Origin of the sequence: Xanthomonas sp. CFBP 8445, assembly GCF_025666235.1 — a bacterium.
In the GTDB taxonomy this organism is placed as follows: domain Bacteria; phylum Pseudomonadota; class Gammaproteobacteria; order Xanthomonadales; family Xanthomonadaceae; genus Xanthomonas_A; species Xanthomonas_A indica.
Genome location: NZ_CP102594.1, coordinates 1,033,788 through 1,057,844, shown reverse-complemented (window position 1 = coordinate 1,057,844; position 24,057 = coordinate 1,033,788). Strand labels below are relative to the sequence as shown.

Below are 24,057 nucleotides of genomic sequence, written 5' to 3'. Positions count from 1 at the left end.
CGTCTACCTGGCTGGTGACCGCACCACGTCCCGCCCGCTTGCCAAGCGGGGCCCTACACCTGCATCTACACGAGTGTCGGCCAGCCACAACGATGGCCGCGGCGCGACGCCACCGCAGTGGTGGCGTCAGTTAGCGTGCGTGGACCCGACCGACGGCAGCCAGCGGCGGCTTGCGCTATGGCGTGGCCGCACCGATCGCCAGCGCCACGCAGGCGCCGAACAAGGTGCAGGCGAGCATCGCCACGGGGCTGAGCGGGCTGCGCCAACGCTGCCAGGGGAGCTGCAGGGTGCGACGGCAAGACATGGCGCGGCTCCGATCCAGGGACGTGGCGATGGCGATCCCTGCGGAATCTAGCCAGCGCCCGTCTCAGCAGGTGCGAACGCGATCGCACATCCGCATGCCGGGTGGTACTGCACCACGTTTGTTTACGAGACCGGCCACGCCGCCGCCGTGGCGGTCACCGCGCTGTCATGCGCAGGCCGGCGAGCCCACATCTGCGCCGCTCGCCTCCGGCCACCGGCCACCGGCCACCGCGCGGCACGGCACGGCAGCGACGACAGCCCGGAGGGCCGGGGTGCACCGGCACCGCCGCCAAGCGCGCGGTGCCCTGCCCGGCGGTCGCGTCGTGCGCGACCGCCAGCGCATTGCGTTCAGTCCTGCAGCGCGCGCGCGTGGAAGGCGATGTGCTCGCCGATGAAACTGCCGATGAAGTAGTAGCTGTGGTCGTAGCCCGGCTGTACGCGCAGGGTCAGCGGATAGCCGGCGGCCTCGGCGGCCGCCTGCAGCAGCTGCGGGCGCAACTGCTTGTCCAGGAATTCGTCGCCGCCGCCCTGATCGATCAGCAGCGGCAGGTGCTCGCTGGCGCCGCCGATCAACACGCTGGCGTCGTACGCCTGCCATTGCGCGCGGTCCTCGCCCAGGTAGGCGGTGAAAGCCTTCTCGCCCCACGGTACCTGGCTCGGCGCGACGATCGGCGCGAACGCCGACACGCTGCGGTAACGGCCGGGATTCTTCAGCGCGATCACCAGGGCGCCGTGGCCGCCCATCGAGTGCCCGCTGATGGCGCGGCGGCCGTTGTGCGGGAACTGCGCCTCGATCAGCGCCGGCAGTTCCTGCACCACGTAGTCGTACATGCGGTAGTGCGCGGCCCACGGCGCCTGGGTGGCGTTGACGTAGAAGCCGGCGCCCTTGCCCAGGTCGTACCCCTCGGCGTCGGCGACCTGCTCGCCGCGCGGGCTGGTGTCGGGGGCGACCAGGATCACCCCATGCTCGGCCGCATAGCGCTGCGCGCCGGCCTTGGTGATGAAGTTCTGCTCGGTGCAGGTGAGGCCGCTGAGCCAGTACAGCACCGGCAGTTTGACGTGCTCGGCCTGCGGCGGCAGGTACACGGCCACCTGCATGGGGCAGCCGAGCACGGCCGAGTCGTGGCGATAGACGTCCTGCCAGCCGCCGCAGCAGGCGTGGTGTTCGATGCGTTCCATGGACAGTTCCGAAATGTGGGCCTGCGGCCGCGACCGGCCGCAGGCGGAGATGCCGCGACGCGTCGACCGGCGACGCGCGGCAGCGGACTTCAGTGCAGCACGCCGTTCTTGCGCGCCACGTGGGTGGAGATCGCGTCCATCAACGGCGGCGACAGGCAGTCGTACGGTTCCAGCTTCAGTTCGCGCAGGCGGTTGCGCACCCCGTCCATCGCCTCCGGCCGCGTACCGCTCTCGATGATCGAGGACACGAACGCGGCGAAGCCCGGCGCCGACCAGCCCTGCTGCGGCGACAGTTCCGTATGCACGAAATCCAGGCCGTAGAACGGATGCTCGGTGTTCTCGATGCGGCCGTACATGTGCACGCCGCAGCCGGTGCAGGCGTGACGGCGGATGGTCGCGCTCTCGTCCACCACCTTCAGTTTCTCCTCGTGCGCGGTCACCTTGACCTTGTCGCGCGCCACCACCGCCACCACCGAGAAGGTCGCGCCCTTCGGCTTCCAGCACTTGGTACAGCCGCAGGCATGGTTGTGCGCGGTCTGCGCCCCCACTTCCACCACTACCTTGTCGCTGGCGCAGTGGCATTCCAGGGTGCCGCCCTGGAACTGCTCCGCGCCGGCACGCACGCCGGCATCCACCGACGGATGAATCGTCACAGTACTCATCTTGCCCCCTCCCGGGTTCGTTGCGTCGCTGCACTGCGCGGAAACGGCCGCGCGCCGGCCTGACCTGCGGGTCAGAAGTGGATGACGGTGCGGATCGACTTGCCTTCGTGCATCAGGTGGAAGGCCTCGTTGATTTCGTCCAGCGGCAGGGTGTGGGTGATGAACGGATCGAGGTCGATCTCGCCGTGCATCGCCTGTTCCACCATGCCAGGCAGCTGGGTGCGGCCCTTGACCCCGCCGAAGGCGCTGCCGCGCCAGACGCGGCCGGTGACCAGCTGGAACGGACGCGTGCTGATTTCCTGGCCGGCGCCGGCCACGCCGATGATGACGCTCTCGCCCCAGCCCTTGTGGCAGCATTCCAGCGCCGAACGCATCACGTGCACGTTGCCGATGCATTCGAAACTGAAATCCACGCCGCCGTCGGTCAACTCGACGATGACCTCCTGGATCGGCTTGGAGTAATCCTTGGGGTTGATGCAGTCGGTGGCGCCCATGCTGCGCGCCAGCTCGAACTTGCCCGGATTGGTATCGATGGCCAGGATGCGCCCGGCCTTGGCCTGCACCGCACCCTGGATCACCGCCAGGCCGATGCCGCCGAGGCCGAACACCGCGACGCTGTCGCCTTCCTTCACCTTGGCCGTGTTGTGCACCGCGCCGATGCCGGTGGTGACGCCGCAGCCGAGCAGGCACACCTTCTCCAGCGGCGCCTCGGGATTGACCACCGCCAGCGAGATTTCCGGCACCACCGTGTACTCGCTGAAGGTGCTGCAGCCCATGTAGTGGTAGATCGGCTGGCCGTTGTAGGAGAAGCGGGTGGTGCCGTCGGGCATCAGGCCCTTGCCCTGGGTGGCGCGCACCGCCTGGCACAGGTTGGTCTTGCCGGACAGGCAGAACTTGCACTTGCGACACTCGGCCGTGTACAGCGGGATCACGTGGTCGCCGACCTTGACGCTGGTCACGCCCTCGCCCACCGCCTCGACGATGCCGCCGCCCTCGTGGCCGAGCACCGCCGGGAAGATGCCTTCCGGGTCGTCGCCGGACAGCGTGAACGCGTCGGTGTGACACACGCCGGTATGGGTGATGCGCACCAGCACCTCGCCCTGGCGCGGCGGCTCGACATCGATCTCCACGATCTGCAGTGGCTGGCCGGCTTCGAAGGCAACGGCGGCTCGGGATTTCATGCGCTTTCTCCTGGCTGAGGAAATGGGTGTGGGGTGTGGATCACTTGAGATAGGAGCGGACCAGCATGCCCATCTCGCGCACGCGCGCGGCGCGCTGCGCGTCGGAGCTGGCCGGCTGGCCGAATTCTTCGCGGACGTGGGCTTCCATCACCTCGGACATGAGGCCATTGACCGCACCGCGGATGGCGGCGATCTGCTGCAGCACCGCCGCGCACTCGGCGCCGCCTTCGAGCGCGCGCTCCAGTGCTTCGGTCTGGCCACGCAGGCGGCGGATGCGGGCCAGGACGCGCTTCTTCTCGTGCGGGGTATGTGGCATGCGATGGCAACCCGGAAACTATACTGGGGGATAGTATCCGCGAGACCGAAAAAAGGAAATGCCCGCGCCGCGCGGCCGCCCCGCCAGATCGGCTCCAGCCACCGCCGGAGGCCGCGACAGCGCGGGTGCCGGCGCGTGGCAACGCGTGTCGGCACCAGACACGAACCGGCCATGTTCGCGCCGCCGGCGCTGCCTATGATGGCCATGCGGTCAAGCGCGGGCCCGGCTCCGGCGGCCACGTCCCTGCCCGCGCCCAGTTCCAGGCAGCCGCGGCCACGTCTAGACTGGGCGACTCCCGTGTGGCCGCCCCTCAAGATCGTGGACATGAAATCCTTCATTCTGGTCGTCGACGACGATCCGGATCTGCGCCGACTCATCAGCGAGTTCCTGAGCGACCACGGCTATCAGGTGGACACCGCCGAAACCGTGGCGGAGATGCGCCTGCGGATGGCCGAGCGCCAGCCGGACCTGGTGATCCTGGACGTGATGATGCCCGGCGAGGACGGCCTCAGCGCCGCCCGCCAGCTCGCCAGCGAGCGCGGCGCACCGGCGGTGATCATGCTCAGCGCGCTGGGCAGCGACACCGACCGCATCATCGGCCTGGAAGTCGGCGCCGACGACTACCTGGCCAAGCCCTGCAATCCGCGCGAGTTGCTGGCGCGGGTGCGCGCCCTGCTGCGGCGCAGCCAGGCGGCGACGCTGCCGCCGGAAGCGCGCGGCAACGTCTACGAGTTCGCCGGCTGGCGGCTGGACGTGATCCGCCGCGACCTGCGCGACCCCACCGGCATCTTCATCAATCTCTCCGATGGCGAATTCGCGCTGCTGCGCACCTTCGTCGAGCACCCGCAGCGCGTGCTCAGCCGCGACCAGCTCCTCGACTACGCGCGCGGCCGCGACACCGAGGTCTACGACCGCGCCATCGACAGCCAGATCAGCCGCCTGCGCCGCAAGATCAACGAACGCGTGCAGACCGAACTGATCCGCACCGTGCGCAACGAAGGCTACATGCTGCTGCCGAGCGTCGCCCGCCTGTGAGCGGGCCCACGCGCGCCCGCCGTGGCGTGCCGATCTTCGCCCGCGCCTTCCTGCTGCTGGTGGTGGCGCTGCTCACCGCGCAGTTGATCGGTATCGCCCTGGTGCTGCGCACCCCGGTCTACGAAATGCCGGTGCACCCGCCGGAAGTGATCGCCCTGCTCAGCACGCGCATGCCGGCCGGCACCCAGACCCTCAAGGTGCAGGACACGGCGCATGCGCCGCTGCCGGCGCGCGACCAGGTGCGCGACCGCAATGCCGAACGGGTGATGGCGCACTGGCTGGAGGTGGCGCCGGACCAAGTGCGCTTCTACCGCAACAGCGACGGCCGCCTGGAGCGCCTGCGTCTGCGCCTGGGCGAACGCCCGCCGCCGCCACCGCATGCGCTCGCTGCCGACGACGCCATCCCCGCACCCGACGACCTGGCGCCTCCGCCCGATGCGCAGCAACCACCGCCGCTGGAGCCGCCACCGGCACCGGGCGAGGCACCGCGCACCGAGGCGTTTGGCGCGACCATGCGCGCAGTGGGCTGGCGCGAACGCGGCTTCGCCCCGGCGGTGCCGTTGCTGGACGGCTTCACCGCGGCGCTGCGCCAGCCCGATGGACACTGGCGCAGCGTGATGTCGCCGCCGCGCCGCTTCTCCAACGCATTCAAGACCCAGGTGGTGATGCTGTTCCTGGTCGGCATGCTGGCGATGCTGCCGCTGGCCTGGTGGTTCTCGCGGGCGCTGTCGGCGCCGATCCGGCGCTTCGCCGAGGCGGCCGACCAGCTCGGGCGCAACCCCGACGCGCAGCCGCTGCGGCGTAGCGGCCCCAGCGAGATCGTGCAGGCCGCCGACTCGTTCAACGCCATGCAGGCGCGCCTGAACCGGCTGATCAACGAGCGCACGCACATGGTCGCGGCCATCGCCCACGACCTGCGCACGCCGCTGGCGCGGCTGGCGTTCCGCCTGGAGAACCTGCAGTCGCCGCTGCGCGAGAAGACCATGGCCGACATCGACGAGATGAAGGCAATGATCTCCGCGGCGCTGGACTTCATCCACAACGACAGCCGCCGCGGCACCCGCTCGCCGCTGGATTTCCGCCTGCTGGTGGAGAGCGTGGTCGACGACGCCAGCGACACCGGCGCCGACGTGGTCCTGCTGCTCGGCGACGCCATCACCCTCGACGGCGACTCGCTGTCGCTGCGGCGCATGGTGATGAACCTGGTGGAGAACGCGCTGAAGTACGGCAAGCGCGCGCGCCTGCAGCTGCGTCACGACGCCGGCGAGTGCCTGCTGTGGATCGACGACGACGGCCCCGGGATCGATCCCGCGCAGCGCGAGAAGCTGTTCCTGCCGTTCTTCCGCGGCGAGAACTCGCGCAACCGCGACACCGGCGGCATCGGCCTGGGCCTGTCGGTGGCGCACAGCATCGTGCTGGCGCACGGCGGCCAGATCGCCCTGGACAACCGCCCCGAGGGCGGCCTGCGGGTCAGCGTGCGGCTGCCGTGCCAGGCGGTGGGCGGCTGAGCCGGGCCTGCCCCACACCGCCGCACCGATCGGCTCAGCGCGGGTGCGGCTCCACGACCACGGCCGTGCCGTAGCACAGCACCTCGGTCAGCCCGGCCATCAACTCGGTGGCGTCGTAGCGCACCGCAACGATGGCGTTGCCGCCCATCTGCCGCGCGTGCTGCAGCATGTCCCGGTAGGTCTCCAGGCGCGCCTGCTCGCACAGTTGGGTGTAGATGGTGATATTGCCGCCGAAGATGGTCTGCAGCCCACCCAGGAAATTGCCGACGATGGAGCGCGAGCGCACGGTGATGCCGCGCACGATGCCCAGGTTGCGCACGATGCGGTAACCGGGAAGCTCCAGCGCGGTGGTCACCATCGCATCGGTGAGCGGCGAAGCCGCCACCGCGCGCGGCGGCGAGGAATTGTACGGATCGGTCATCGATGTCCCCTGGTGGCGTGGTCCGTGGCGCCGCGGACCGCGGCCCCGGCGCGCATGCGCCGAGGCGGGCAGTGTTAGCACCGCAGGAAGAACCACGCAATCGCCAAAACCAGGCAGCCACTCCATAGCAGCATCGCCACGATGGCGGCCAGAACGACCGCCACGCGCCGCCATCGGCGAAGCCCGCGCGCGCGCCGCACCACGTGCACGCACAGCCAGCCGCCCAGCAGCACGCCGCTGGCGACCACCGCCCATCCGAGCAGATCGATGAGCGGATCCTTGGAACCGAACTCGGTGGGGCATCGGCTCGTCGCATGCGCGGATGCCATGCATCCGAGCGAGGCGACCAGAACGCCGAGCAGACCGCCACGATGGCGCCGAGCACCGCTGCGCGCCGCAAGGCAGGTGGCAAGGCGAGTGCGAACGATGCGAAGTGCGCGTATTGCAAAGCGACCCGTCGAGCAACAGCGCATCACGTGCCGCTGGTCGTGAATCTCTGGCCGAACGAGGAAGGGAACCCTCACGCAGCGGACACCCTCATCGCGGCACATGCTCGTAGCGCCCCGTGCGCCGCCAATCGGACAGCACATGTCGATACCAATAGAGCATTTTCGACCAGTTTGAAGTCTCCAACACCAGCAGTGCACCCCACGCGCCACTGCGTTCGCCCACACAGCGGTCCTTCCAATGCAGGATCGGAATGATGAACAGCCAGATGAGAAGCGGCACCACCAGCAGCCCTCCGACAGCGACAATCACTTCGTGCTCCGCGCTCCAGCCAGCGACGATGAGCGCGCTTCCCAGCCCGGCGGCGCCCGCGAATCACTTGAGCCATCGCCATTTCGATGCGAACCACTCCGCACACAACATGGAGCCCCCCCCCTGCCTGAAGCACCGTTACCGCAAAACACGAAAAACTGCAGATCAACGCCTCGGTGGCGCGCCGCTGCCGCCCACCGTCGGCAATGAACGTCGAAACTCGGCAGCGACAGGTCGTGAAAGCAAGCGCGCGATGATCCAGCCATGCAGGACGACGAAGACCGCAGCAAACACCACGCCGATCGCCGCCATGGCCCACATCATCGGCTGCATATCCGGCGCGCCGTGCATCTGCGCAACCGCGAGCTGTTGCTGCATGAACCCGATCATCTGCACCTGCACGACTGCGCCGCCCAGATTCCATGCGATCACCAGCACCATGGCACCGATGAAGCACCACCGCGCCCAGTTCAGCCGCCGCAGAAGCCCGATCGAACTCGCCAGGGTCCACGCCGAAAACAGCACAGTTCCAAGAAACAACCAACGAAAGTTGGAAAAAATGAAGGCAGTGGTGGGCGGCATCCCTGGCGGAAGCCTCCTTGCCAGATCGGCGAACTGCACGTGATCGAACACGGCGAACAGAACGAAGATCTGCATGACGCCGACCACCGTTCCGAAACCAGAGAGTGCGATGAAGATCCAGGCCAGGATGGTGACAAAGCTGGACCGCGGTGGTGCTTGGTGCATACATCCCCCTGAAGCCGAGTCGACAATAGTGACGCCTGGCCGCTCACCGCGCCATCACCTGCAGCCACATCCGATTGCCGAATTCCGACGAAATACATGGACCCGTCGGTCGCCGATTCTCTCGCGGCGCTGCCATGCGCAGGCGTCGGTCGCCGCCGCTGCTCGGTCGCGCGCAAGCAGGACGCCCGACGGGCCAAAAGACGCTCACCGGCACCGTCATGACGGCGCCAACATCGCCTAACGTCGCTGCGCCAGGGCCGCCGCATGGCGCGCCAGCAACAGCGGCATGGCGGTCGCCCGCCAGAACACCAGGCTGACGTACCCCGATGACATGCCGCCATGGCTGTGGCGCGGCACGAAGACCGATTCGACAGAGGCGTCGTCCAGCGCCGTGCCGACCAGGCGCGCGAAGGTGTCGGCGAGCAGCGCCTCGCACTGTGCCGACGTCGCCGGCAGCGGCACGCCGGCCAGGGTCGACGCCATTTCCTCCCAGAGATACGGATCGCCACGGCCGCCCCATGTGGGCGGCTCGTCCTGGAACAGGCCCGCCATGCCCTCGATCGTGATCATCGTCGTGCTGGCGTACCGGCGTGCGGCGCGACGCTCAGTACGCGAATTCGCGGAACACGTGGTCGATGTCGCCTTGCCACGCGCCGTGGTACAGCGCCAGCTTGCGCTCGGCCGCGGTCTCGCCGGCGTGCAGGATTTCCACCAGCGGTTCCAGGAAGCGCGATTCGTCCTGGCCGTCGCGGTTCAACCGCGCGCGGCGGCGCAGGCCGCTCAGGGCGATCTTCACCGCTTCGGCGGCCAGGTCCTGCACGGTGCCGTTGCGGAACGGCAGCTTCAGCGCCTGCTTCGGCACGCCGTCGCGCAACGCGTGGCGTTCGACCAGGCTGAAATCCTTGACCAGGTCCCAGGCTGCATCCAGTGCGGCATCGTCGTACAGCAGGCCCACCCAGAACGCCGACAGCGCACACAGCCGGCCCCACGGGCCAGCGTCGGCGCCGCGCATTTCCAGGTACTTCTTCAAGCGCACTTCCGGGAACGCGGTGGTCATGTGGTCGGACCAGTCGCGCAGGGTCGGCAACGCACCCGGCAAGGCCGGCAGCTTGCCCTGCAGGAAGTCGCGGAAGCTCTGCCCGCTGGCGTCCACGTAGGTGCCGTTACGGTAGGAGAAGTACATCGGCACGTCGAGCAGGTAGTCGACGTAGCGCTCGTAGCCGAAGCCGTCTTCGAACACGAAGTCGAGCATGCCGGTGCGGTCGGCGTCGGTGTCGGTCCAGATGTGCGAGCGGTAGCTGAGGTAGCCGTTGGGCTTGCCGTCGGCGAACGGCGAATCGGCGAACAGCGCGGTGGCGATCGGCTGCAGCGCCAGCGACACGCGGAACTTCCTGATCATGTCCGCTTCGCTGGCGTAGTCCAGATTGACCTGCACCGTGCAGGTGCGGGTCATCATGTCCAGGCCGAGCGCGCCGACCTTGGGCATGTACGCCTGCATGATCTTGTAGCGGCCCTTGGGCATCCACGGCATCTCGTCGCGGCGCCATTTCGGCTGGAAGCCCATGCCGAGGAAGCCCAGGCCCAGTTCGTCGGCGACCTGCTTGACCTCGTTGAGGTGGCTGCCCACCTCCACGCAGGTGTCGTGGATGGTTGGCAGCGGCGCGCCGGACAGTTCCAGCTGGCCGGCCGGCTCCAGCGTCACCGAGGCGCCATCGCGCAGCAGCGCGATGGTGTGCCCGGCTTCGCGCACCGGCTCCCAGCCGAAACGGGTCAGGCCGAGCAACAAGGCCTCGATGCCGCGCTCGCCGTCGAAGGTCGGCGGCCGCAGGTCGTCGAGCCGGAAGCCGAACTTCTCGTGCTCGGTGCCGATGCGCCACTGCGCTTCGGGTTTTTCTCCGGAGGCGAGCACCTGGACCAGTTCGGCGCGGTCGGTGATCGGCGTCTCGGCAACGTGGCTGGGGCTCGACAAGGGCAGGACTCGCGCAACGGGTGGAGCGATGTGGGGGCCGGCCGCCAGCACCGCAAGGCCCCGCACTATAACGCGCCGGGGGTGAGGCCCATATCGCTACCGGCGGCACTGCAGCATTCCACGACCGCGGCAGCTGGCGGCGTCGAGAGTGAGACGCAGCAAGCGCTCGCGGCGCCGGCTTCGGTAGGCTGCGGACTCTCTCACCGCCCGCAGCAGGCAACGCATGCGCCCGACCCACACCGAACGCCATCGCACCGACCGCGCCGGCTGGCTGCGCGCGGCCGTGCTCGGCGCCAACGACGGCATCCTGTCCGTGGCCGGCCTGGTGGTCGGCGTCGCCAGCAGCGGTGCGTCGGCGGCCACGGTGCTGACCAGCGGCATCGCCGGCCTGGTCGCCGGTGCGATGTCGATGGCCGCCGGCGAATACGTGTCGGTGCAATCGCAGGCCGACACCGAGCGCGCCGACCTGGCGCTGGAGCGGCGCGAACTGCACGAGGATCCGCAGAGCGAGCTGGACGAACTCACCGCGATCTATCGCCAGCGCGGGCTCGATCCCGTCCTGGCCCGCCAGGTCGCCGAGCAGTTGACCGCGCACGATGCCCTGGGCGCACACGCGCGCGACGAACTCGGCATCACCGAGAGCCTGCGCGCGCGTCCGCTGCAGGCGGCGGCCGCCTCGGCGGCCGCGTTCTGCAGCGGCGCGGCGCTGCCGATCGCCGCCGCGTGGCTGGCGCCGGACGGCCGGCAATTGTGGGTGACCGGCGCGGCGACGCTGCTCGGCCTGTCGCTGACCGGCGCGCTGGCCGCCCGCGCCGGTGGCGCCTCGGGCCTGCGCGGCGCGGTGCGCGTGGTGTTCTGGGGCGCGGCGGCGATGCTCGCCAGCGGCGCGATCGGCCATGTATTCGGCGTGCATGTCTGAGCGGACGCACACCGTACTGGGTAGCATCACCGGCATGGCCGATACGCGTTTCCCCGAAATGCAAGGCAAGCGCGCGCCCATCGCTCAAAACGGAACCTGACCTGGAGGACTGGAGATCAACACTGGCACCTTCGTCGTCGATCACATGGGATTTTCCGTTTCATCGCTGGATGAGGCGATCGCGTTCTGGACTGAGGCCATGGGCTTCGAGCTTGTCCGCAGAGGCGAAATGGGCGGCGATTTCCTGCGCGAGGTGACGGGCGTCGACGATCCGCGTTGCCGCATGGCGCTGGTGGTATCGCCTGCCGGCTTCCCCATCGAACTGCTGGAATACTCGACGGCCCGCACGTTGGGCAAGACACCCGCAAGCGCTGGCGCGATCGGCGCGGCCCATCTTGCCGTCACCGTGCCGGAGATCGACGTCGCTGTCGCCAGGATCCAGGCGCAGGGATGGCACTTGAAAGGATCTCCGCGACCGATCGAGGCCGGGCCACGCGCGGGAACCGTCGTTGCCTACGTCAGCGGGCCCGACGGGATCACCATCGAACTCATGCAACCTCCCAGGTAAGAGTGGCCAACAAAACGACTGCGCAGCTGCCAGAGCGGCGCGTGCAGCGCTCGCAATCCTCGTGTAGCGCTGTACATCGCAGTTCCTGTGCCCGTCCGCGCCCGCCTGGCGACTGCTCGCGCCGTTTTGTCAGCCACTCTGAAGTCTCATCCTGCATGGTGCGGGGCGCTTCGATCCTTTGATCGCCGCTGGCTAAAGTGGGTAATGCACATTGAGGCGCTATGCCTCGCCTGTCCGCGGCGCGGCCGGCCAACCCGCGGGGAAACGGCCTGTGGCGCGCCGAGACCGGCAGTTTGCGAGGCCGGCACCGGCGCAGCCGTGGTGGTCATGGTGGTCCTGCCGGCTGCGACACAGCGGCCCGGCGCTTTGCTCTGAGCGCGCGCGCCGCGCTGCGCTAGCATGACGGCCATGGCCGACACGACTTCCCCCGACGCCTTGCTGCTGGCGCGCCTGGCCAGCCTGGCCGATTGCTCGCAGGCCGACGGCTACGCCTGCATCACCGCGCGCCGCGAACACGGGGCGCGTTCGGTGGAGATTCCGCAGCCGCACCTGGCGATCCTGCTGCAGGGCCGCAAGCAGGTGCGCACCGCCACGCAGACCCTGGAGTTCGTGCCGGGCGACCTGTTCCTGGTGACGCGGCGCTGCCGCATCGATGTGGTCAACATCCCGGATCCGCACAGCGGCCTGTACCTGAGCGTGCTGGTACCGCTGTGCGAGGAGGCGCTGAGCGCCGCACGCATGCTGTGGAACGAGCCGCTGCCCGCTGCCGGCGCGGAACTGGCACGCCTGCGCGCCGAGGCGTTCGGCAGCACCCTGCTGCAATGGCGGCAGGCGCTGCAGGACGGCCATTACACCGAGGCGCGGCTGGCACTGGCGACGCTGGTGGTGGCGCTCTGCCGGCGTGGCCATGGCGGCCTGCTGCTGCCGCCGGCGCCGAGCGTGGCCGCGCAGGTGCGCGACCTGATCGCCGCACAGCCGCAACGCGCCTGGCGTTCGCGCGACATCGAGGACAGCCTGGGCCTCAGCGGCGCGACCCTGCGCCGGCACCTGGCCGGCGAACGCACCTCGTTGCGCGAACTGCTCGCCGATGCGCGCCTGGCGCATGCGATGCAGCTGCTGTACACCACGCGCTGGCCGCTGAAGACGGTCGCCGCGCACGCCGGCTACCGCTCGGTTCGCAGCTTCAGCCAACGCTTCCAGCAACGCTACGGCCTGGATCCGGCCAGCATCGGCAATTGAGCGGCGACGGCTTGAGCGCCGCGCGCAGCGGAATGAGCGAATCGCGCAGCGACGCAGGCGCAGCATGCCGGTACCGCGGCACCTGCCGCTCTGCCAGGAAGTCCCCATGTCCGTGTTTCCCTTGCGTGCGCTGTGCGCGCTGGCCCTGACCGCCAGCACGGCGCTGACGCTGCCATCCCCCGCTCGTGCCGCCGCGGCGGACGCTACCGCGACGCAGGTACCCGGCGTCTATCGCCAGGCGATCGGCCGCTTGCGCGTCACCGCCCTGTTCGACGGCACCGTCGCGCTGCCGCGCGCGCAATTGGCGAACATTCCGCCGGCGGCGATCGCGCGCCTGCTCGACCACCGCTACGTGCCGGAGAGCGACAAGGGCCTGCAGACCGCGGTCAATGCCTACCTGATCCAGGACGGCACGCACCTGACCCTGGTCGACACCGGCACCGCCACCTGCTTCGGCCCCGGGCTCGGCCAGGTGCTGGCCAACCTGCGCGCAGCCGGCTATGCGCCCGAGCAGGTCGACGACGTGCTGCTCACCCACGCCCATCCCGATCACCTGTGCGGCCTGCTGGACGCGCAAGGCCAGCCGGCCTACCCCAAGGCGACGGTGTGGCTGAGCGCCGCCGACGCCGCGTACTGGCTGGACCCGGCCAGCGAGGCAGGGGCACCGCAGATGCTGCGCTTCGCCTTCCCGTTGGCGCGCGCGGCGGTGGCGCCGTACCAGGCCGCGCAGCGGCTGCGCCGCTTCCGTCCCGGCGATGCGCTACCCGGCGGCGCGGTCGCGCTGGACACCCACGGGCACACGCCCGGGCACGTGTCGTACCGCTTCGAGGGCGGCGCCGGGCAACAGCTGCTGGTGTGGGGCGACCTGGTGCACTACCACGCGGTGCAGTTCGCGCAGCCGCAGGCCTCGTACGAGGCCGACAGCAACCGCGACGCGGCGATCGCCGCGCGCAAGCGCATGCTGGCGCAGGCGGCGGACCACGGCTGGTGGGTGGCCGGCGCGCACCTGCCGTTCCCGGGCCTGGGTCACGTCCGTCGCGAGGGCGAGGCGTTCGCCTGGGTGCCGACCGAGTTCTCGCCGTTGCCGGCCGCGCGTTGAGGCTGGTCTTCTCCCGATGGGAGAAGGAACCGCGGTTAGCCCCTCTCCCCCCGGAGAGGGGTTGGGGTGAGGGTAAGGCGCGCAGCGTCCCGCGGAGTCCGGGCATACGAGGCTTCGCCCGTACCCTCATCCGGCCCTTCGGGCCACCTTCCCCCAAAAGGGGGCCATGGTCCCGAGAGGAGAAGGAACAGCTATTAGCCCCTCTCCCCCGGGAAAGGGGTTGGGGTGAGGGTCCGGCGCGAACGTCTCGCAGGATTCAAGCGTAGGAGACCGGGCCCGGCGCCGCCGCGCTTTACTCCGCGGCGGGCGGCTCCGTCTCCAACCCCAGCCAGCGGCCGACGATGCCGCGCGCTTCGTCCACGCCCTGGCGGGTCTCGCCGGAGAAGGCCTGCACGCTGACCGTGTCGCCGAACGCGCTGGCCAGTTCCTTGCGCACCTGCTGCAGCGCCTGCGCCTGCTGGCCGCGGCCGAGCTTGTCGGCCTTGGTCAGCAACGCATGCGCCGGCAGGCCGCGCTGCACCGCGTAGCCGAGCATCTGCCGGTCGTAGTCCTTGAGCGGATGGCGGATGTCCATCACCACCACCAGCCCGCGCAGCGCCTCGCGGGTACGGAAGTACGTGTCGATGAACTTCTGCCAGTGCGCCTGCAGTTCCAGCGGCACCTTGGCGTAGCCGTAGCCAGGCAGGTCCACCAGGCAGCGCTCAGGCTGGACCTCGAAGAACACCAGTTGCTGGGTGCGGCCGGGCGTCTTGGAGACGCGGGCCAGGGCGTTCTGCCGGGTCAGCGCGTTCAGCGCGCTGGACTTGCCGGCGTTGGAGCGGCCGGCGAATGCCACTTCCCAGCCGCCGTCGTCCGGCAACTGGCGAGCGTTGTGGGCGGAAAGCAGATAGTGGGCACGTTCGAGGATCAGCGACATCCGCCTAGGATCGCACGTCCGCGGCCCCGGGCGGGCTTCGTTGACCGCCAGGCCGCGGCATGCCGATAATCGCGCGAGTGCGGTCGCCGGCCCGGCAGCCGCGGGGTCGGGTCATACGGAGCTTCAGCAATGCGCCACGCTCGCGTTCTTGCCTTTGCCGGTCTAGCGGTTTCCGTCGCCGCCGCGGTCGCGTTCGCGCAGACCTCGGTGGTTCCCATTCCCGACAACGCCCCGGTGCGCACCACGCCGCTGGAGGGCGACATCGGCAAGGCCGCATGGGGCGACCCCAAGGCCGGCCAGGCCAAGGCCGCGGCCTGCGCCGCCTGCCATGGCGCGGACGGCAATCCCGCCATCGCCATGTATCCGCGCATCGCCGGCCAGGTGGAGCGCTACAGCGCGCGGCAGATGGCGCTGATCGCCCACGGCGAGCGCACCAGCGGCGCGGTCGCGGCGATGGTGCCGTTCGTGCAGCCGCTGAGCGCGCAGGACATGCGCGACATCGGCGCCTACTTCGCCACGCAGAAGGCCGGCGCCGGCATCGCCGACGACGCGGTGATCGCCGACGGCCCGTATGCGGGCATGAAGTTCTACGAGGTCGGCCAGCAGCTGTATCGTGGCGGCGACGCGAGCCGCGGCATCCCCGCGTGCATGGCCTGTCACGGCCCGGCCGGCGCCGGCAACCCCGGCCCCGCCTATCCGCACCTGGGCGGCCAGCATGCCGACTACGTGGCGCGGCGCCTGCAGGAATATCAGGCCGGCACCACCCAGGAGCGCGATCCGACCCTGTTCAAGATCATGGCCCAGGTCGCCAAGCCATTGACCGACCAGGAGATCAAGGCGCTGGACAGCTATCTGCAGGGCCTGCACGACCGCGCCGACGATGCGGCCGCCGCGCAGGTGACGCCGGCGGCCGCAACGCCACCGCAGCCGGCCCCCGCGCAACAATCCTGACCGTGCGCCGCCGCGGCGGCGCCGACCCGTTTCCCCCTTGCGCCGGTCCGACGACCGGCGTTCGTTTTTTGCCATTGGAGATCGCATGAACCGTCTGCCCCGCCTGCTGTTGTGCCTGCTCGCCCTGCTGCCGTTGAGCGCCTGCGCGCAACCCAAGTCCGCCACCGCGGTGGAAGGCGAGGACTACACGCTGATCGCCGATCCCAAGCCGTTCGCGCCGCTGGCCGGCAAGATCGAGGTGGTGGAAGTGTTCGGCTACACCTGCCCGCATTGCGCGCACTTCGAGCCGCTGCTGGAGGAATGGGCCGGCAAGCAGGCCAAGGACGTACGCCTGACCCTGGTGCCGGCGGCGTTCGGCGGCTACTGGGACAACTTCGCCAGCGCCTTCTATGCCGCGCAGCAGCTGGGCGTGCAGAGCCGCAGCCACCGCGCCATGTTCGAGGCCATCCACGACAAGCGCAGCGTGCCGGTGCAGAACGTGGCGCCGGAGGAACTGGCCACGTTCTACGCCGGCTTCGGGGTCAAGCCGCAGGCCTTCATCGCCGCCTACCAGAGCCCGCAGGTCGCCGCGCAGGTGAAGGCCGCGCGCGATTTCGCCGTGCGCGCCGACATCGCCGGCACCCCGGCGCTGATCGTCAACGGCAAGTACCTGGTCAAGGGCAAGAACTTCGAGGACATGCTGCGCATCGCCGATGCGCTGATCGCCCGCGAGCGCGCAGGCAAGTAATCGGCGCACGGCGCTTCATCCGCGCCATGGCATCATGACGGGGTGGCCGGACCGCGCTTGCGGCGTCCGGCATTTGTCCCCCATCCTGCTGGAGATGTCGCCGATGAAGACCCGCTTCGCCCTGACCCTGATGGCCCTGCTGCCGATCCTGGTGGCATGCAAGGCCCAGGACGGCACTGCCGACACCGTCGCCCCTGCCTCCGGCACCACCGCGGCCCCGGCCGCGCCTGCCGCCGGCAACGATGCCGCCGCCGCGCCCGCCGAGACCCCGGCCGCTCCCGCGACCACCACCGCCGATGCCGCCGCGCAGCCCGCCGCCACCGAAGGCGACAGCACCGCCGCGGCCAAGCCGGTCGCCGCCAAGACCCCGAACGGTCCGGAGCCGGTCGCCGGCACCGACTATGTCGACATCGCGGGCGGCCAGCCGTTCCAGCCGACCAACGGCAAGATCGAGGTGGCCGAGATCTTCGGCTACGTCTGCCCGGCCTGCGCGCGCTTCCAGCCCCTGATCGGCCCGTGGAAGGCCGGCCTGCCCTCCGACGTGCGCTTCGTCTATGTGCCGGCGATGTTCGGCGGCACCTGGGACGACTACGCCCGCGCGTTCTACGCCGCCGAGGCACTGGGCGTGCAGGAGAAGACCCACGATGCGTTGTACAAGGCCATCCACGTCGACCAGACCCTGAAGGGCGAGCGCGGCCGCGACTCGGTGCAGGACATCGCCAACTTCTATGCCAAGTACGGCGTGGACCCGAAGCAGTTCGCCGACACCATGGGCAGCTTCGCGGTGGCCACCAAGACCAACCGCGCCAAGCAGTTCGCCACCCGCAGCGGCATCAGCGGCACGCCGTCGCTGATCATCAACGGCAAGTATCTGGTCAAGGGCAAGAGCTACGACGACATGCTGCGCATCGCCGATCACCTGATCGCGCGCGAACGCACGGCGATGGCCAAGTAAGCCGTCCGCCCCGGCCCGCCCCGCCGTGACCGCTCCCGCCACCCGCACCCTGCGCGTGCTGACCGCCAACATCCAGGCCGGTTCCAGCACGCGCCGCTACAGCGACTACGTGACCCGCAGCTGGTCGCATGCGCTGCCGGCCGGGCGCAAGCGCAGCAGCCTGGACGCGATCGCGCAGCTGGCCAGCGACCACGACATCGTCGGCCTGCAGGAGGCCGACCCCGGCAGCCTGCGCTCGGGCTTCACCAACCAGACCCACTACCTGGCCGAGCGCGCCGGCTTCAACTACTGGAGCCACCAGCCGAACCGCCGCGTGGGCGGGGTGGCCTCCAGCGCCAACGGCCTGCTCAGCCGGCTGGAGCCGGTGGAAGTGCAGGACCATGCCCTGCCCGGCCGGCTCGGCGGGCGTGGCGTGCTGCTGGCCAAGTTCGGCAACGGCGCCGAAGGCCTGGCGGTGGCGGTGGCGCACCTGTCGCTGGGCGCCAACTCGCGCGCAGCGCAACTGGCCTTCATCGCCGAGCTGCTGTCCGATCACCCCAACGTGGTGCTGATGGGCGACTTCAACTGCGTCGCCGACCGCCCGGAAATGCAGTTCCTCTACCAGCGCACCCGGCTGCAACCGCCGGGCTGCGTGGTGCCGACCTTCCCCAGCTGGCGCCCGCAGCGCGCCATCGACCACATCCTGGTCAGCGACGGCCTGCGCTGCAACGCGCAGCGCGCGGTGCCCGCCGCGTTCTCCGACCACCTCGCCGTGGCCACCGAGATCGAGGTGCCGCAGCACTTGTTGCGCTGAGGCAGCCACGCCGGTTCTTGCACCACGCGTAGGAGCGGCTTTAGCCGCGACGGGCGTTCCCGGGAACATCGGTCGCGGCTAAAGCCGCTCCTACAGCATCAAGGTCGCTTCGGCCCACCGCATCAGCCGCGCCCTGCAGGAGCACACGCGCGCTCCCGCACGGTTGCATGCGCAGGCCGCGACTAGAACTTCAGATCCGCGCGCACGTACAGGTAGCGCCCGCCCGGGATGCCGTAGGTGGAGGCGTCGTAGCCGTTGAGCGAGCACGACAGGCAGATCGGCGGGTCCTTGTCGAAGACGTTGTTGACGCCGCCGCTGAGGGTCAGGCCCTTGAGCCAGTCGAAGCGGTAGCCCACCTGCAGGTCGTGGTAGGTGATCGCATCCAGCGTGTTGGTGCCGGCGACCGGGTCGCTGCACACCGGGAACGCGACCGCATCGCCGCACTGTTCGGTCAGCTCGGAGATGTGCCGCAGCGTCCACGACGCATTCCAGCGGCCAAGCGACCAGTCCAGGCTCAGATTGCTGGTCCACTCGGGAATCGAGCTGTCCACCACTTCCACGCCCGGGCGCTGCGGCTGCACCTGGCCGGCCGCGCCGGTGGCGACGTAGCGGGTGACGAAGGTGTTCTGCCAGCCGACCTTCAGGCGCCCCGCGGCGGTCGCCGGCGTGGTCCAGAACAGGTCCACGTCCCATCCGTCGGTCTTGATCGAGCCGAGGTTGGTGAGCCGGTTGTTGAAGCCGTTGATGCCGCCGGTGGACGCGCGGGTGATGCCGTCGCAGTACGTCGGCGACAGCGTGTCCACGCACAGATCGAGCTGGGTCTGCGCGTTGATCGCCTGGATCGCGCCATCGATGTCGTGGCGGTAGAAGGTCACCTCCACGTCGAAGCGGTCCGACCACGGCACGTTGCTGGCGAACCACGGGCTCCAGACGAAGCCGGCGCTGAAGCTGCGCGCCGTCTCCGGCTCCAGCGCGCGGTTGCCGCCGGTGGTCACCGAGATCTGCGAGTTGGCCTGCTGGTAGCCGGCCGGGACGCCGAGCGCGGCGCAGTTGCTGGCGCTGCCGCGCGGCGCGGTGCCGCCCAGGCCGATCGAGCACGGGTCGGACAGGGTCAGGTCGGCGCGCGCGGCCGAGCCGTACAGTTCGCCGATGCTGGGCGCGCGGAAGCCTTCGGCATAGCTGGCGCGCAGCACGAAGTCCGGCGCCACCTGCCAGCGCAGGCCGTACTTCGGGGTGAACTTGCCGCCGAAGGTGGAGTAGTCGGAATAGCGCCCGGCCAGGCTCAGGTCCAGTTTGTCGCCCAGCGGCGAGTCGGCGAAGATCGGCACGCTCAGTTCGAGGTAGGCCTCCTTGACGTCGTAGCTGCCCTGCGTCGGCAGCGACGGCACGCCGTTGTAGTGGCCGATGACGGTCAGCGGATCGGGGCGGTAGAAGCCCTCGTACTTGCGGTACTCCACGCCGGTGGCGAAGGACACCGCGCCGGCCGGCAGCCGGAACAGGTCGCTGCTGAGGTTGGCGGTGAACTGGGTCAGTTCGTTCTGGCTGCGGTCGTGCACCACCGGCTGGATCCAGCGCAGCATGTCCGGGGTGATGCTGCCGGCGCCGCCGAAGATGTTCAGCGGCACGCAGCCGGCCACCGCCGCGCACGCCGCCGGATCGCCCAGCGCCAGGTTGATGTTGTAGATGTTGTAGCTGCCGTAGTTGGTCTGCTCGGCCTTGTTCTTGCTGTAGGCGCCGTTGACGTCCCAGAACCAGGTGCGGTCGGCGCCCTCGAAGCTGCCGATGAAGCCGGTGCCGACGTACTGGGTGTCCACGCGCTGCTCGAACACGCGCGCGCCGCCTTCCACCGGGCGGCGCCCGATCATGATCAGGTTGCTGCCCGAATCCAGCGCGAAGCCGAACGGGTTGTACGGGTTGGCCGCGGAAATGACGATGTTGTCGGCCAGCGGATTGCCGGTGCCGGCGTCGGGGCCGAGGAAGATCGGCTCCGGCGCGGCCTGGTTGGTCGATTCGCGGCGGTTGCCGAGCAGTTTCAGGTACCACTGCACGTCGTCGTTGAAGAAGAAGCGGAACTGGCCGAACACCCCCTTGCGCTCGGACGGCGTCAGCAGCAGGTTGGACGCGGCGAAGTTGTAGCGGTCGGCGGTGGTGAAGCAATGGTAGTCGTCGCTGCGGGTACAGCCGCCGGCGCCGTCGTAGCGCGGCGTGCCCACGCCGCTGTTGGGGGTCAGGTTCTGCTCGGCGCCGGTGTTGGGATCGACGAAGATGAAGCGCCCGTCCGGCGTGGCCGAGCTGCCGAAGCTCAGGCCGGTGCCGGGAATCGGATACAGCGACTGCGCACGGTCGCGTGCGTAGATCGGGTCCTGCTTGGTGTAGCTGGCGCCGAGGAACAGGCTGGTGCGCTCGGTGCTGTGGCCCCAGGCCAGGTCCACGCCCTTGCTGGCGCCGTCGCCCTTGTCGTACCCGCCGTAGTTCAGGGTGACCTGGCCGCCTTCGAAGCTGCGCCGGGTGATGATGTTGACCACGCCGGCGATGGCGTCCGAGCCGTACAGCGAGGAGGCGCCGTCCTCCAGCACCTCGACGCGTTCGACGATGGCCAGCGGGATGGTATTGAGGTCGGTGGCCGCGCCCACGCCCGAGGCGGAGGACTCGTTGACCCAGCGCATGCCGTCGACCAGCACCAGCACGCGCTTGGCACCCAGATGGCGCAGATCGACCTGCGCCGAGCCGGCGCCGACGCCGCTGCCGTCCGGCGGAAAACCGAAATTGCCGGAGGAATTGAACTTGGCGTTCAAGGCCGAGCCGGAGGCGGTGAGCTCCTGCAGCACATCGCCGATGGAGGTCAGGCCGGTGCGCTCGATGTCGGCGCGGCTCAGGGTCTGCACCGGCACCTGGCCCTCCACTTCGGCGCGGCGGATGCGGGTGCCGGTGACCTGCACGCTGTCCAGGGTGGTGGCGCCGCCGGGGGCGGCCGGGGTGCTCTGTTGCTGGGCGCCGGCGATGGCGGGGACGCCGCCGAGCAGGGCCAGGGATACCGCGAAGACCAAAGGATGGCGGTGCAGGAAGTTCATCCGTCTCTCTCTCCAGAAAGGATGTGGGTCGGCCGCTGCGACCCCCTGCACCGCGACGGCGTGGAATTCTTTGTAAACAAATCGTAAACGGGCTGCAAGCGCCCGGCAGGCAAAGCGTGGGCGATCGATGCGACTGGTCGATCTGGTAGACACAGGCTCGCGAGACGTCATCCAACAGCGACGCAATGCCAAAGCCCTCTCCCCTCGGGAGAGGGGTTGGGGTGAGGATCCGGCGCGCGAAGCGCCCGCGGCGATAAGGGGCTTCGCCCGCACTCTCATCCGCCCCTGCGGGGCACCTTCCCCCGAAAAGGGGGCCATGGTCCCGATGGAAGAAGGGAGAAGCCAAGCCCCTCTCCCCCGGGAGAGGGGTTGGGGTGAAAGTACAGAGGCGAAGCGCCCGCGCCGATCTGCGACAAGAGGCTTGTCCACTCTCTCATCCGCCCCTGCAGGCACCGGATACCGGCCCGGCGAGCGGCGCCAAGCTGCAAACGCTGCAGCGCGTTGCACCGACACGACGTGCAGCGGCTCCACCCGTCAGCACGTCGGCATCGCGTCATCCAGCGCAATCGTCGCGCGCCCGGACGGCACGGGACAACAGCGCCGCAGCCGCGACAGCGGACGCAACGACAGCACCCACCATCGCCCGTGGCACGGCGATTCATCGGCCTTCGGTATAGTCCCGCGCATGATCCTGCGCACGTCTCTCCTGCTGTTCGCCGCCGCGCTGTGCGGCCCCGTTTCCGCCCTCGCCCAGTCCCTGGATGCGCAACGCCCGGCGATCCGCTCGGCGATCGACGATGCCGAGCAGGGCCGGTTCGATCCGGTCCGCGCCGCTGCCTTCAGGCAGCATCCGCTGTACGGCTGGCTGGAGTACGCCAATCTGCGCCGCACCATCGACAAGGTGTCCGATGCGCAGGCGCAGGACTTCCTCAAGCGCTACGCCGGGCAGCCGGTGGCCGAGAGCTTCCGCGCGCTGTGGCTGCCGGCGCTGGCGCGGCGCGAGGACTGGCCGGCACTGCTGGCGAACTGGAAACCCACCGAGAACCTCGGCCTGCGCTGCGCCCAACTCAATGCGCGCCAAGCCACCGACCGCGCCGACGCACAGTGGGTGGACGAGGCGCAGGCGCTGTGGCGCAACGCCGGCAAGTCACTGCCCGACGCCTGCGATCCGGTGTTCGCGGTGCTGCAGGCGCGCGGCGGCATGACCGATGCGCTGCGCTGGGCGCGCGTGGAAGCGGCCGCGGACGCCCAGCAACCGGCGGTGATGCGCGCCGCCGCGCGCGGTCTGCCCACCGCCGAGCTGGCGCTGGCCAACGACTACGCCGCGTTCCTGGACGCAGTGCATCCGCGTGCGCTGAGCTGGCCCAAGACCGAGCGCAGCCGCAAGGTGGCGGTGGACGGGCTGGAAAAGCTGGCCAAGACCGACCCGGACGCCGCCGAGCGGCAACTGCCGCAGTTCGCCCAGGCGCTGCAGTTCAGCGAGGCGCAACGCGGCGCGGTGCTGTATCAGATCGCGCTGTGGACGGTGGCCTCGTACGGCCCCGATTCGGCGCGCCGGCTCAATGCCGTGCCCGAGTCCGTCTACGACGAACGCCTGCACGAGTGGCGCGCGCGCGAGGCGATGGCGCGCGGCGACTGGCCGGCGGCGCTGGCCGCGATCCGCAAGATGCCGCCGGCGCAGCGCAGCGATTCGCGTTGGCAGTACTTCGAAGCGCGCCTGGCGGAGAAGACCGGCAATGCCAGCGAGGCGCAGCGCCTGTATCGCGCGGCGGCCACCTCCGCCACCTTCCACGGCTTCCTGGCCGCCGACCGGCTCAAGCAGCCGTATGCGCTGTGCCCGTGGGAACCGAACGACAGCGCGCAGGCGCAGGCGGCGGTGGCGCGCGACCCGGCGCTGATCCGCGCGCTGGAGCTGTTCAAGATCGACCGCGCCGGCTGGGCGGTGGCCGAGTGGAACGATGCGCTGAGCCGCTTCGACGACACCCAGCGGCGCCTGGCGGTGGAAGTGGCCAGCGCCAACGGCTGGTTCGACCGCGCGGTGTTCGGGCTGGGCAAGCGCCCGGAAGAGCAGCGCCTGTACACGCTGCGCTTCCCGCTGCACCACGCCGAGACCATCCGCCGCGAAGCCGGCAGGAACGCGATCGATCCGGCCTGGGTGGCCGCCGAGATCCGCGCCGAGAGCGTGTTCAATCCCAATGCGCGCTCGCCGGCCAATGCCATGGGCCTGATGCAGGTGGTGCCGGCCACCGGCGCCAGCGTCGCCCGCAACCTCGGCCTGGCCGGCTACGGCGGCGCAGCGAGCCTGTACGACCCGGACACCAACATCGCCATCGGCACCGCCTACCTGCGCCAGTTGCTCAACACCTACGGCCTGCCCTACCTGACCATCGCCGCCTACAACGCCGGCCCCGGCCCGGCCTCGCGTTGGCAGACCCAGCGCCCGGGCCACGATCCCGACTTCTGGATCGAGACGGTCAGCTACAAGGAGACCCGCGAGTACGTGGCGCGCATCCTCGCCTTCAGTGTGATCTACGACTGGCGCCTCAACGGCGACGCCCTGCCGGTCACCGAGCGCATGCTCGGCAAGCTGGACGCGCCGCGGAAGAAGTTTGTGTGTGAGGCGGGGAGTCGGGATTAGGGATTCGGGATTGGCAACAGCGCAGCGCGCCCACATGCAGGTAGCATCGACATAGGCGGGAGCGGTATTTCGTTCCGACAATCCGCCTTTGCGAATCCCGA

The 24,057-nt window shown here is 69.7% G+C and carries 24 protein-coding genes and 1 other RNA gene; 12 read left to right on the top strand and 13 right to left on the bottom strand.

The annotated features are described in order from the left end of the window. Window positions 1–175 precede the first annotated feature (175 nt). The 5 genes from NUG21_RS04595 to NUG21_RS04575 all read right to left on the bottom strand — a co-directional run bounded on the left by NUG21_RS04595 (window position 176) and on the right by NUG21_RS04575 (window position 3,641). On the bottom strand, window positions 176–304 hold the full coding sequence (locus tag NUG21_RS04595) for a hypothetical protein (protein ID WP_263392407.1): 129 nt from the start codon (window positions 302–304) through the stop codon (window positions 176–178). Between the two features lie 347 nt (window positions 305–651). Continuing rightward, window positions 652–1,482, bottom strand: a complete 831-nt coding sequence (fghA, locus tag NUG21_RS04590) for an S-formylglutathione hydrolase (protein ID WP_263392406.1) — start codon at window positions 1,480–1,482, stop codon at window positions 652–654. 89 nt (window positions 1,483–1,571) lie between these two features. Next, window positions 1,572–2,144 carry an S-(hydroxymethyl)glutathione synthase gene (gfa, locus tag NUG21_RS04585; protein ID WP_043090701.1) on the bottom strand — a complete coding sequence of 191 codons (573 nt, stop codon included), beginning with the start codon at window positions 2,142–2,144 and terminating at the stop codon, window positions 1,572–1,574. Between the two features lie 71 nt (window positions 2,145–2,215). Then, the gene (locus NUG21_RS04580) at window positions 2,216–3,325 is read right to left on the bottom strand and encodes an S-(hydroxymethyl)glutathione dehydrogenase/class III alcohol dehydrogenase (RefSeq protein WP_048490914.1); all 1,110 of its coding nucleotides are present in this window, start codon (window positions 3,323–3,325) and stop codon (window positions 2,216–2,218) included. A gap of 40 nt (window positions 3,326–3,365) precedes the next feature. Then, on the bottom strand, window positions 3,366–3,641 hold the full coding sequence (locus NUG21_RS04575) for a metal/formaldehyde-sensitive transcriptional repressor (RefSeq protein WP_048490915.1): 276 nt from the start codon (window positions 3,639–3,641) through the stop codon (window positions 3,366–3,368). 318 nt (window positions 3,642–3,959) lie between these two features. Between NUG21_RS04575 and NUG21_RS04570 the strand changes: the two genes are divergently transcribed. Together NUG21_RS04570 and NUG21_RS04565 are read left to right on the top strand one after the other, a co-directional pair. Then, window positions 3,960–4,676 (top strand): response regulator, encoded by a 717-nt coding sequence (locus NUG21_RS04570; RefSeq protein ID WP_026143454.1) that lies wholly within the window; start codon window positions 3,960–3,962, stop codon window positions 4,674–4,676. Next, window positions 4,673–6,184 (top strand): ATP-binding protein, encoded by a 1,512-nt coding sequence (locus NUG21_RS04565; RefSeq protein WP_160945396.1) that lies wholly within the window; start codon window positions 4,673–4,675, stop codon window positions 6,182–6,184. The genes NUG21_RS04570 and NUG21_RS04565 overlap by 4 nt, the downstream gene beginning before the upstream one ends. Before the next feature lie 34 nt (window positions 6,185–6,218). Here NUG21_RS04565 and NUG21_RS04560 read toward each other — a convergent pair whose 3' ends face one another. The 6 genes from NUG21_RS04560 to NUG21_RS04535 form a co-directional block, all read right to left on the bottom strand. After that, window positions 6,219–6,605, bottom strand: coding sequence for a YbjQ family protein (locus NUG21_RS04560; RefSeq protein WP_019796436.1), 387 nt, complete (start codon window positions 6,603–6,605; stop codon window positions 6,219–6,221). 74 nt (window positions 6,606–6,679) lie between these two features. Then, the gene (locus NUG21_RS04555; protein ID WP_019796437.1) at window positions 6,680–6,934 is read right to left on the bottom strand and encodes a hypothetical protein; all 255 of its coding nucleotides are present in this window, start codon (window positions 6,932–6,934) and stop codon (window positions 6,680–6,682) included. 208 nt (window positions 6,935–7,142) lie between these two features. Then, window positions 7,143–7,364 (bottom strand): hypothetical protein, encoded by a 222-nt coding sequence (locus NUG21_RS04550; RefSeq protein WP_160945398.1) that lies wholly within the window; start codon window positions 7,362–7,364, stop codon window positions 7,143–7,145. A gap of 165 nt (window positions 7,365–7,529) precedes the next feature. Next, window positions 7,530–8,111, bottom strand: coding sequence for a hypothetical protein (locus tag NUG21_RS04545; RefSeq protein WP_019798188.1), 582 nt, complete (start codon window positions 8,109–8,111; stop codon window positions 7,530–7,532). Window positions 8,112–8,348: 237 nt separating this feature from the next. After that, a complete protein-coding gene (locus NUG21_RS04540; RefSeq protein WP_263392405.1) occupies window positions 8,349–8,681 on the bottom strand; it encodes a hypothetical protein in 333 nt (110 codons plus the stop codon). A gap of 34 nt (window positions 8,682–8,715) precedes the next feature. After that, window positions 8,716–10,080, bottom strand: a complete 1,365-nt coding sequence (locus tag NUG21_RS04535; protein ID WP_019797236.1) for a glutamate--cysteine ligase — start codon at window positions 10,078–10,080, stop codon at window positions 8,716–8,718. Window positions 10,081–10,303: 223 nt separating this feature from the next. Here NUG21_RS04535 and NUG21_RS04530 point away from each other — a divergent pair, with 223 nt between their 5' ends. The 5 genes from NUG21_RS04530 to NUG21_RS04510 all read left to right on the top strand — a co-directional run bounded on the left by NUG21_RS04530 (window position 10,304) and on the right by NUG21_RS04510 (window position 13,905). Continuing rightward, a complete protein-coding gene (locus tag NUG21_RS04530) occupies window positions 10,304–10,999 on the top strand; it encodes a VIT1/CCC1 transporter family protein (RefSeq protein WP_242082034.1) in 696 nt (231 codons plus the stop codon). A gap of 145 nt (window positions 11,000–11,144) precedes the next feature. Further along, on the top strand, window positions 11,145–11,567 hold the full coding sequence (locus NUG21_RS04525) for a VOC family protein (protein WP_019796241.1): 423 nt from the start codon (window positions 11,145–11,147) through the stop codon (window positions 11,565–11,567). Window positions 11,568–11,628: 61 nt separating this feature from the next. Beyond that, a non-coding RNA gene (locus tag NUG21_RS04520) (sX9 sRNA) lies at window positions 11,629–11,702 on the top strand. Between the two features lie 273 nt (window positions 11,703–11,975). Next, window positions 11,976–12,806 (top strand): helix-turn-helix domain-containing protein, encoded by an 831-nt coding sequence (locus NUG21_RS04515; RefSeq protein WP_242160921.1) that lies wholly within the window; start codon window positions 11,976–11,978, stop codon window positions 12,804–12,806. Window positions 12,807–12,912: 106 nt separating this feature from the next. Further along, on the top strand, window positions 12,913–13,905 hold the full coding sequence (locus NUG21_RS04510) for an MBL fold metallo-hydrolase (protein ID WP_263392404.1): 993 nt from the start codon (window positions 12,913–12,915) through the stop codon (window positions 13,903–13,905). A gap of 292 nt (window positions 13,906–14,197) precedes the next feature. Here NUG21_RS04510 and yihA read toward each other — a convergent pair whose 3' ends face one another. Then, window positions 14,198–14,821, bottom strand: a complete 624-nt coding sequence (yihA, locus tag NUG21_RS04505; protein ID WP_160945406.1) for a ribosome biogenesis GTP-binding protein YihA/YsxC — start codon at window positions 14,819–14,821, stop codon at window positions 14,198–14,200. 129 nt (window positions 14,822–14,950) lie between these two features. Between yihA and NUG21_RS04500 the strand changes: the two genes are divergently transcribed. The 4 genes from NUG21_RS04500 to NUG21_RS04485 all read left to right on the top strand — a co-directional run bounded on the left by NUG21_RS04500 (window position 14,951) and on the right by NUG21_RS04485 (window position 18,247). Continuing rightward, window positions 14,951–15,772 carry a c-type cytochrome gene (locus NUG21_RS04500; protein WP_263392403.1) on the top strand — a complete coding sequence of 274 codons (822 nt, stop codon included), beginning with the start codon at window positions 14,951–14,953 and terminating at the stop codon, window positions 15,770–15,772. 85 nt (window positions 15,773–15,857) lie between these two features. Then, the gene (locus NUG21_RS04495) at window positions 15,858–16,499 is read left to right on the top strand and encodes a thiol:disulfide interchange protein DsbA/DsbL (protein ID WP_263392402.1); all 642 of its coding nucleotides are present in this window, start codon (window positions 15,858–15,860) and stop codon (window positions 16,497–16,499) included. A gap of 103 nt (window positions 16,500–16,602) precedes the next feature. After that, window positions 16,603–17,454 carry a thiol:disulfide interchange protein DsbA/DsbL gene (locus tag NUG21_RS04490; protein WP_263393029.1) on the top strand — a complete coding sequence of 284 codons (852 nt, stop codon included), beginning with the start codon at window positions 16,603–16,605 and terminating at the stop codon, window positions 17,452–17,454. Between the two features lie 25 nt (window positions 17,455–17,479). Next, window positions 17,480–18,247 carry an endonuclease/exonuclease/phosphatase family protein gene (locus NUG21_RS04485; RefSeq protein WP_152237554.1) on the top strand — a complete coding sequence of 256 codons (768 nt, stop codon included), beginning with the start codon at window positions 17,480–17,482 and terminating at the stop codon, window positions 18,245–18,247. A 182-nt stretch (window positions 18,248–18,429) separates the two neighbouring features. Here NUG21_RS04485 and NUG21_RS04480 read toward each other — a convergent pair whose 3' ends face one another. Next, window positions 18,430–21,318 carry a TonB-dependent receptor gene (locus NUG21_RS04480; protein WP_263392401.1) on the bottom strand — a complete coding sequence of 963 codons (2,889 nt, stop codon included), beginning with the start codon at window positions 21,316–21,318 and terminating at the stop codon, window positions 18,430–18,432. A 685-nt stretch (window positions 21,319–22,003) separates the two neighbouring features. On the opposite strand from NUG21_RS04480, the gene NUG21_RS04475 reads away from it, so the two are divergent. Then, a complete protein-coding gene (locus NUG21_RS04475) occupies window positions 22,004–23,956 on the top strand; it encodes a transglycosylase SLT domain-containing protein (protein WP_263392400.1) in 1,953 nt (650 codons plus the stop codon). Window positions 23,957–24,057: the final 101 nt, after the last annotated feature.

Bases quoted from the DNA above. Each gene is read 5' to 3' on its own strand.
- NUG21_RS04495 (WP_263392402.1), top strand. From the start codon at position 15,858: ATGAACCGTCTGCCCCGCCTGCTGTTGTGCCTGCTCGCCCTGCTGCCG.
- NUG21_RS04475 (WP_263392400.1), top strand. From the start codon at position 22,004: ATGATCCTGCGCACGTCTCTCCTGCTGTTCGCCGCCGCGCTGTGCGGC.
- NUG21_RS04510 (WP_263392404.1), top strand. From the start codon at position 12,913: ATGTCCGTGTTTCCCTTGCGTGCGCTGTGCGCGCTGGCCCTGACCGCC.
- NUG21_RS04555 (WP_019796437.1), bottom strand. From the start codon at position 6,934: ATGGCATCCGCGCATGCGACGAGCCGATGCCCCACCGAGTTCGGTTCC.
- NUG21_RS04490 (WP_263393029.1), top strand. From the start codon at position 16,603: ATGAAGACCCGCTTCGCCCTGACCCTGATGGCCCTGCTGCCGATCCTG.
- NUG21_RS04595 (WP_263392407.1), bottom strand. From the start codon at position 304: ATGTCTTGCCGTCGCACCCTGCAGCTCCCCTGGCAGCGTTGGCGCAGC.
- NUG21_RS04500 (WP_263392403.1), top strand. From the start codon at position 14,951: ATGCGCCACGCTCGCGTTCTTGCCTTTGCCGGTCTAGCGGTTTCCGTC.
- NUG21_RS04580 (WP_048490914.1), bottom strand. From the start codon at position 3,325: ATGAAATCCCGAGCCGCCGTTGCCTTCGAAGCCGGCCAGCCACTGCAG.
- NUG21_RS04575 (WP_048490915.1), bottom strand. From the start codon at position 3,641: ATGCCACATACCCCGCACGAGAAGAAGCGCGTCCTGGCCCGCATCCGC.
- NUG21_RS04560 (WP_019796436.1), bottom strand. From the start codon at position 6,605: ATGACCGATCCGTACAATTCCTCGCCGCCGCGCGCGGTGGCGGCTTCG.
- NUG21_RS04530 (WP_242082034.1), top strand. From the start codon at position 10,304: ATGCGCCCGACCCACACCGAACGCCATCGCACCGACCGCGCCGGCTGG.
- yihA (WP_160945406.1), bottom strand. From the start codon at position 14,821: ATGTCGCTGATCCTCGAACGTGCCCACTATCTGCTTTCCGCCCACAAC.
- NUG21_RS04515 (WP_242160921.1), top strand. From the start codon at position 11,976: ATGGCCGACACGACTTCCCCCGACGCCTTGCTGCTGGCGCGCCTGGCC.
- NUG21_RS04525 (WP_019796241.1), top strand. From the start codon at position 11,145: ATGGGATTTTCCGTTTCATCGCTGGATGAGGCGATCGCGTTCTGGACT.
- gfa (WP_043090701.1), bottom strand. From the start codon at position 2,144: ATGAGTACTGTGACGATTCATCCGTCGGTGGATGCCGGCGTGCGTGCC.
- NUG21_RS04480 (WP_263392401.1), bottom strand. From the start codon at position 21,318: ATGAACTTCCTGCACCGCCATCCTTTGGTCTTCGCGGTATCCCTGGCC.
- fghA (WP_263392406.1), bottom strand. From the start codon at position 1,482: ATGGAACGCATCGAACACCACGCCTGCTGCGGCGGCTGGCAGGACGTC.
- NUG21_RS04545 (WP_019798188.1), bottom strand. From the start codon at position 8,111: ATGCACCAAGCACCACCGCGGTCCAGCTTTGTCACCATCCTGGCCTGG.
- NUG21_RS04540 (WP_263392405.1), bottom strand. From the start codon at position 8,681: ATGATCACGATCGAGGGCATGGCGGGCCTGTTCCAGGACGAGCCGCCC.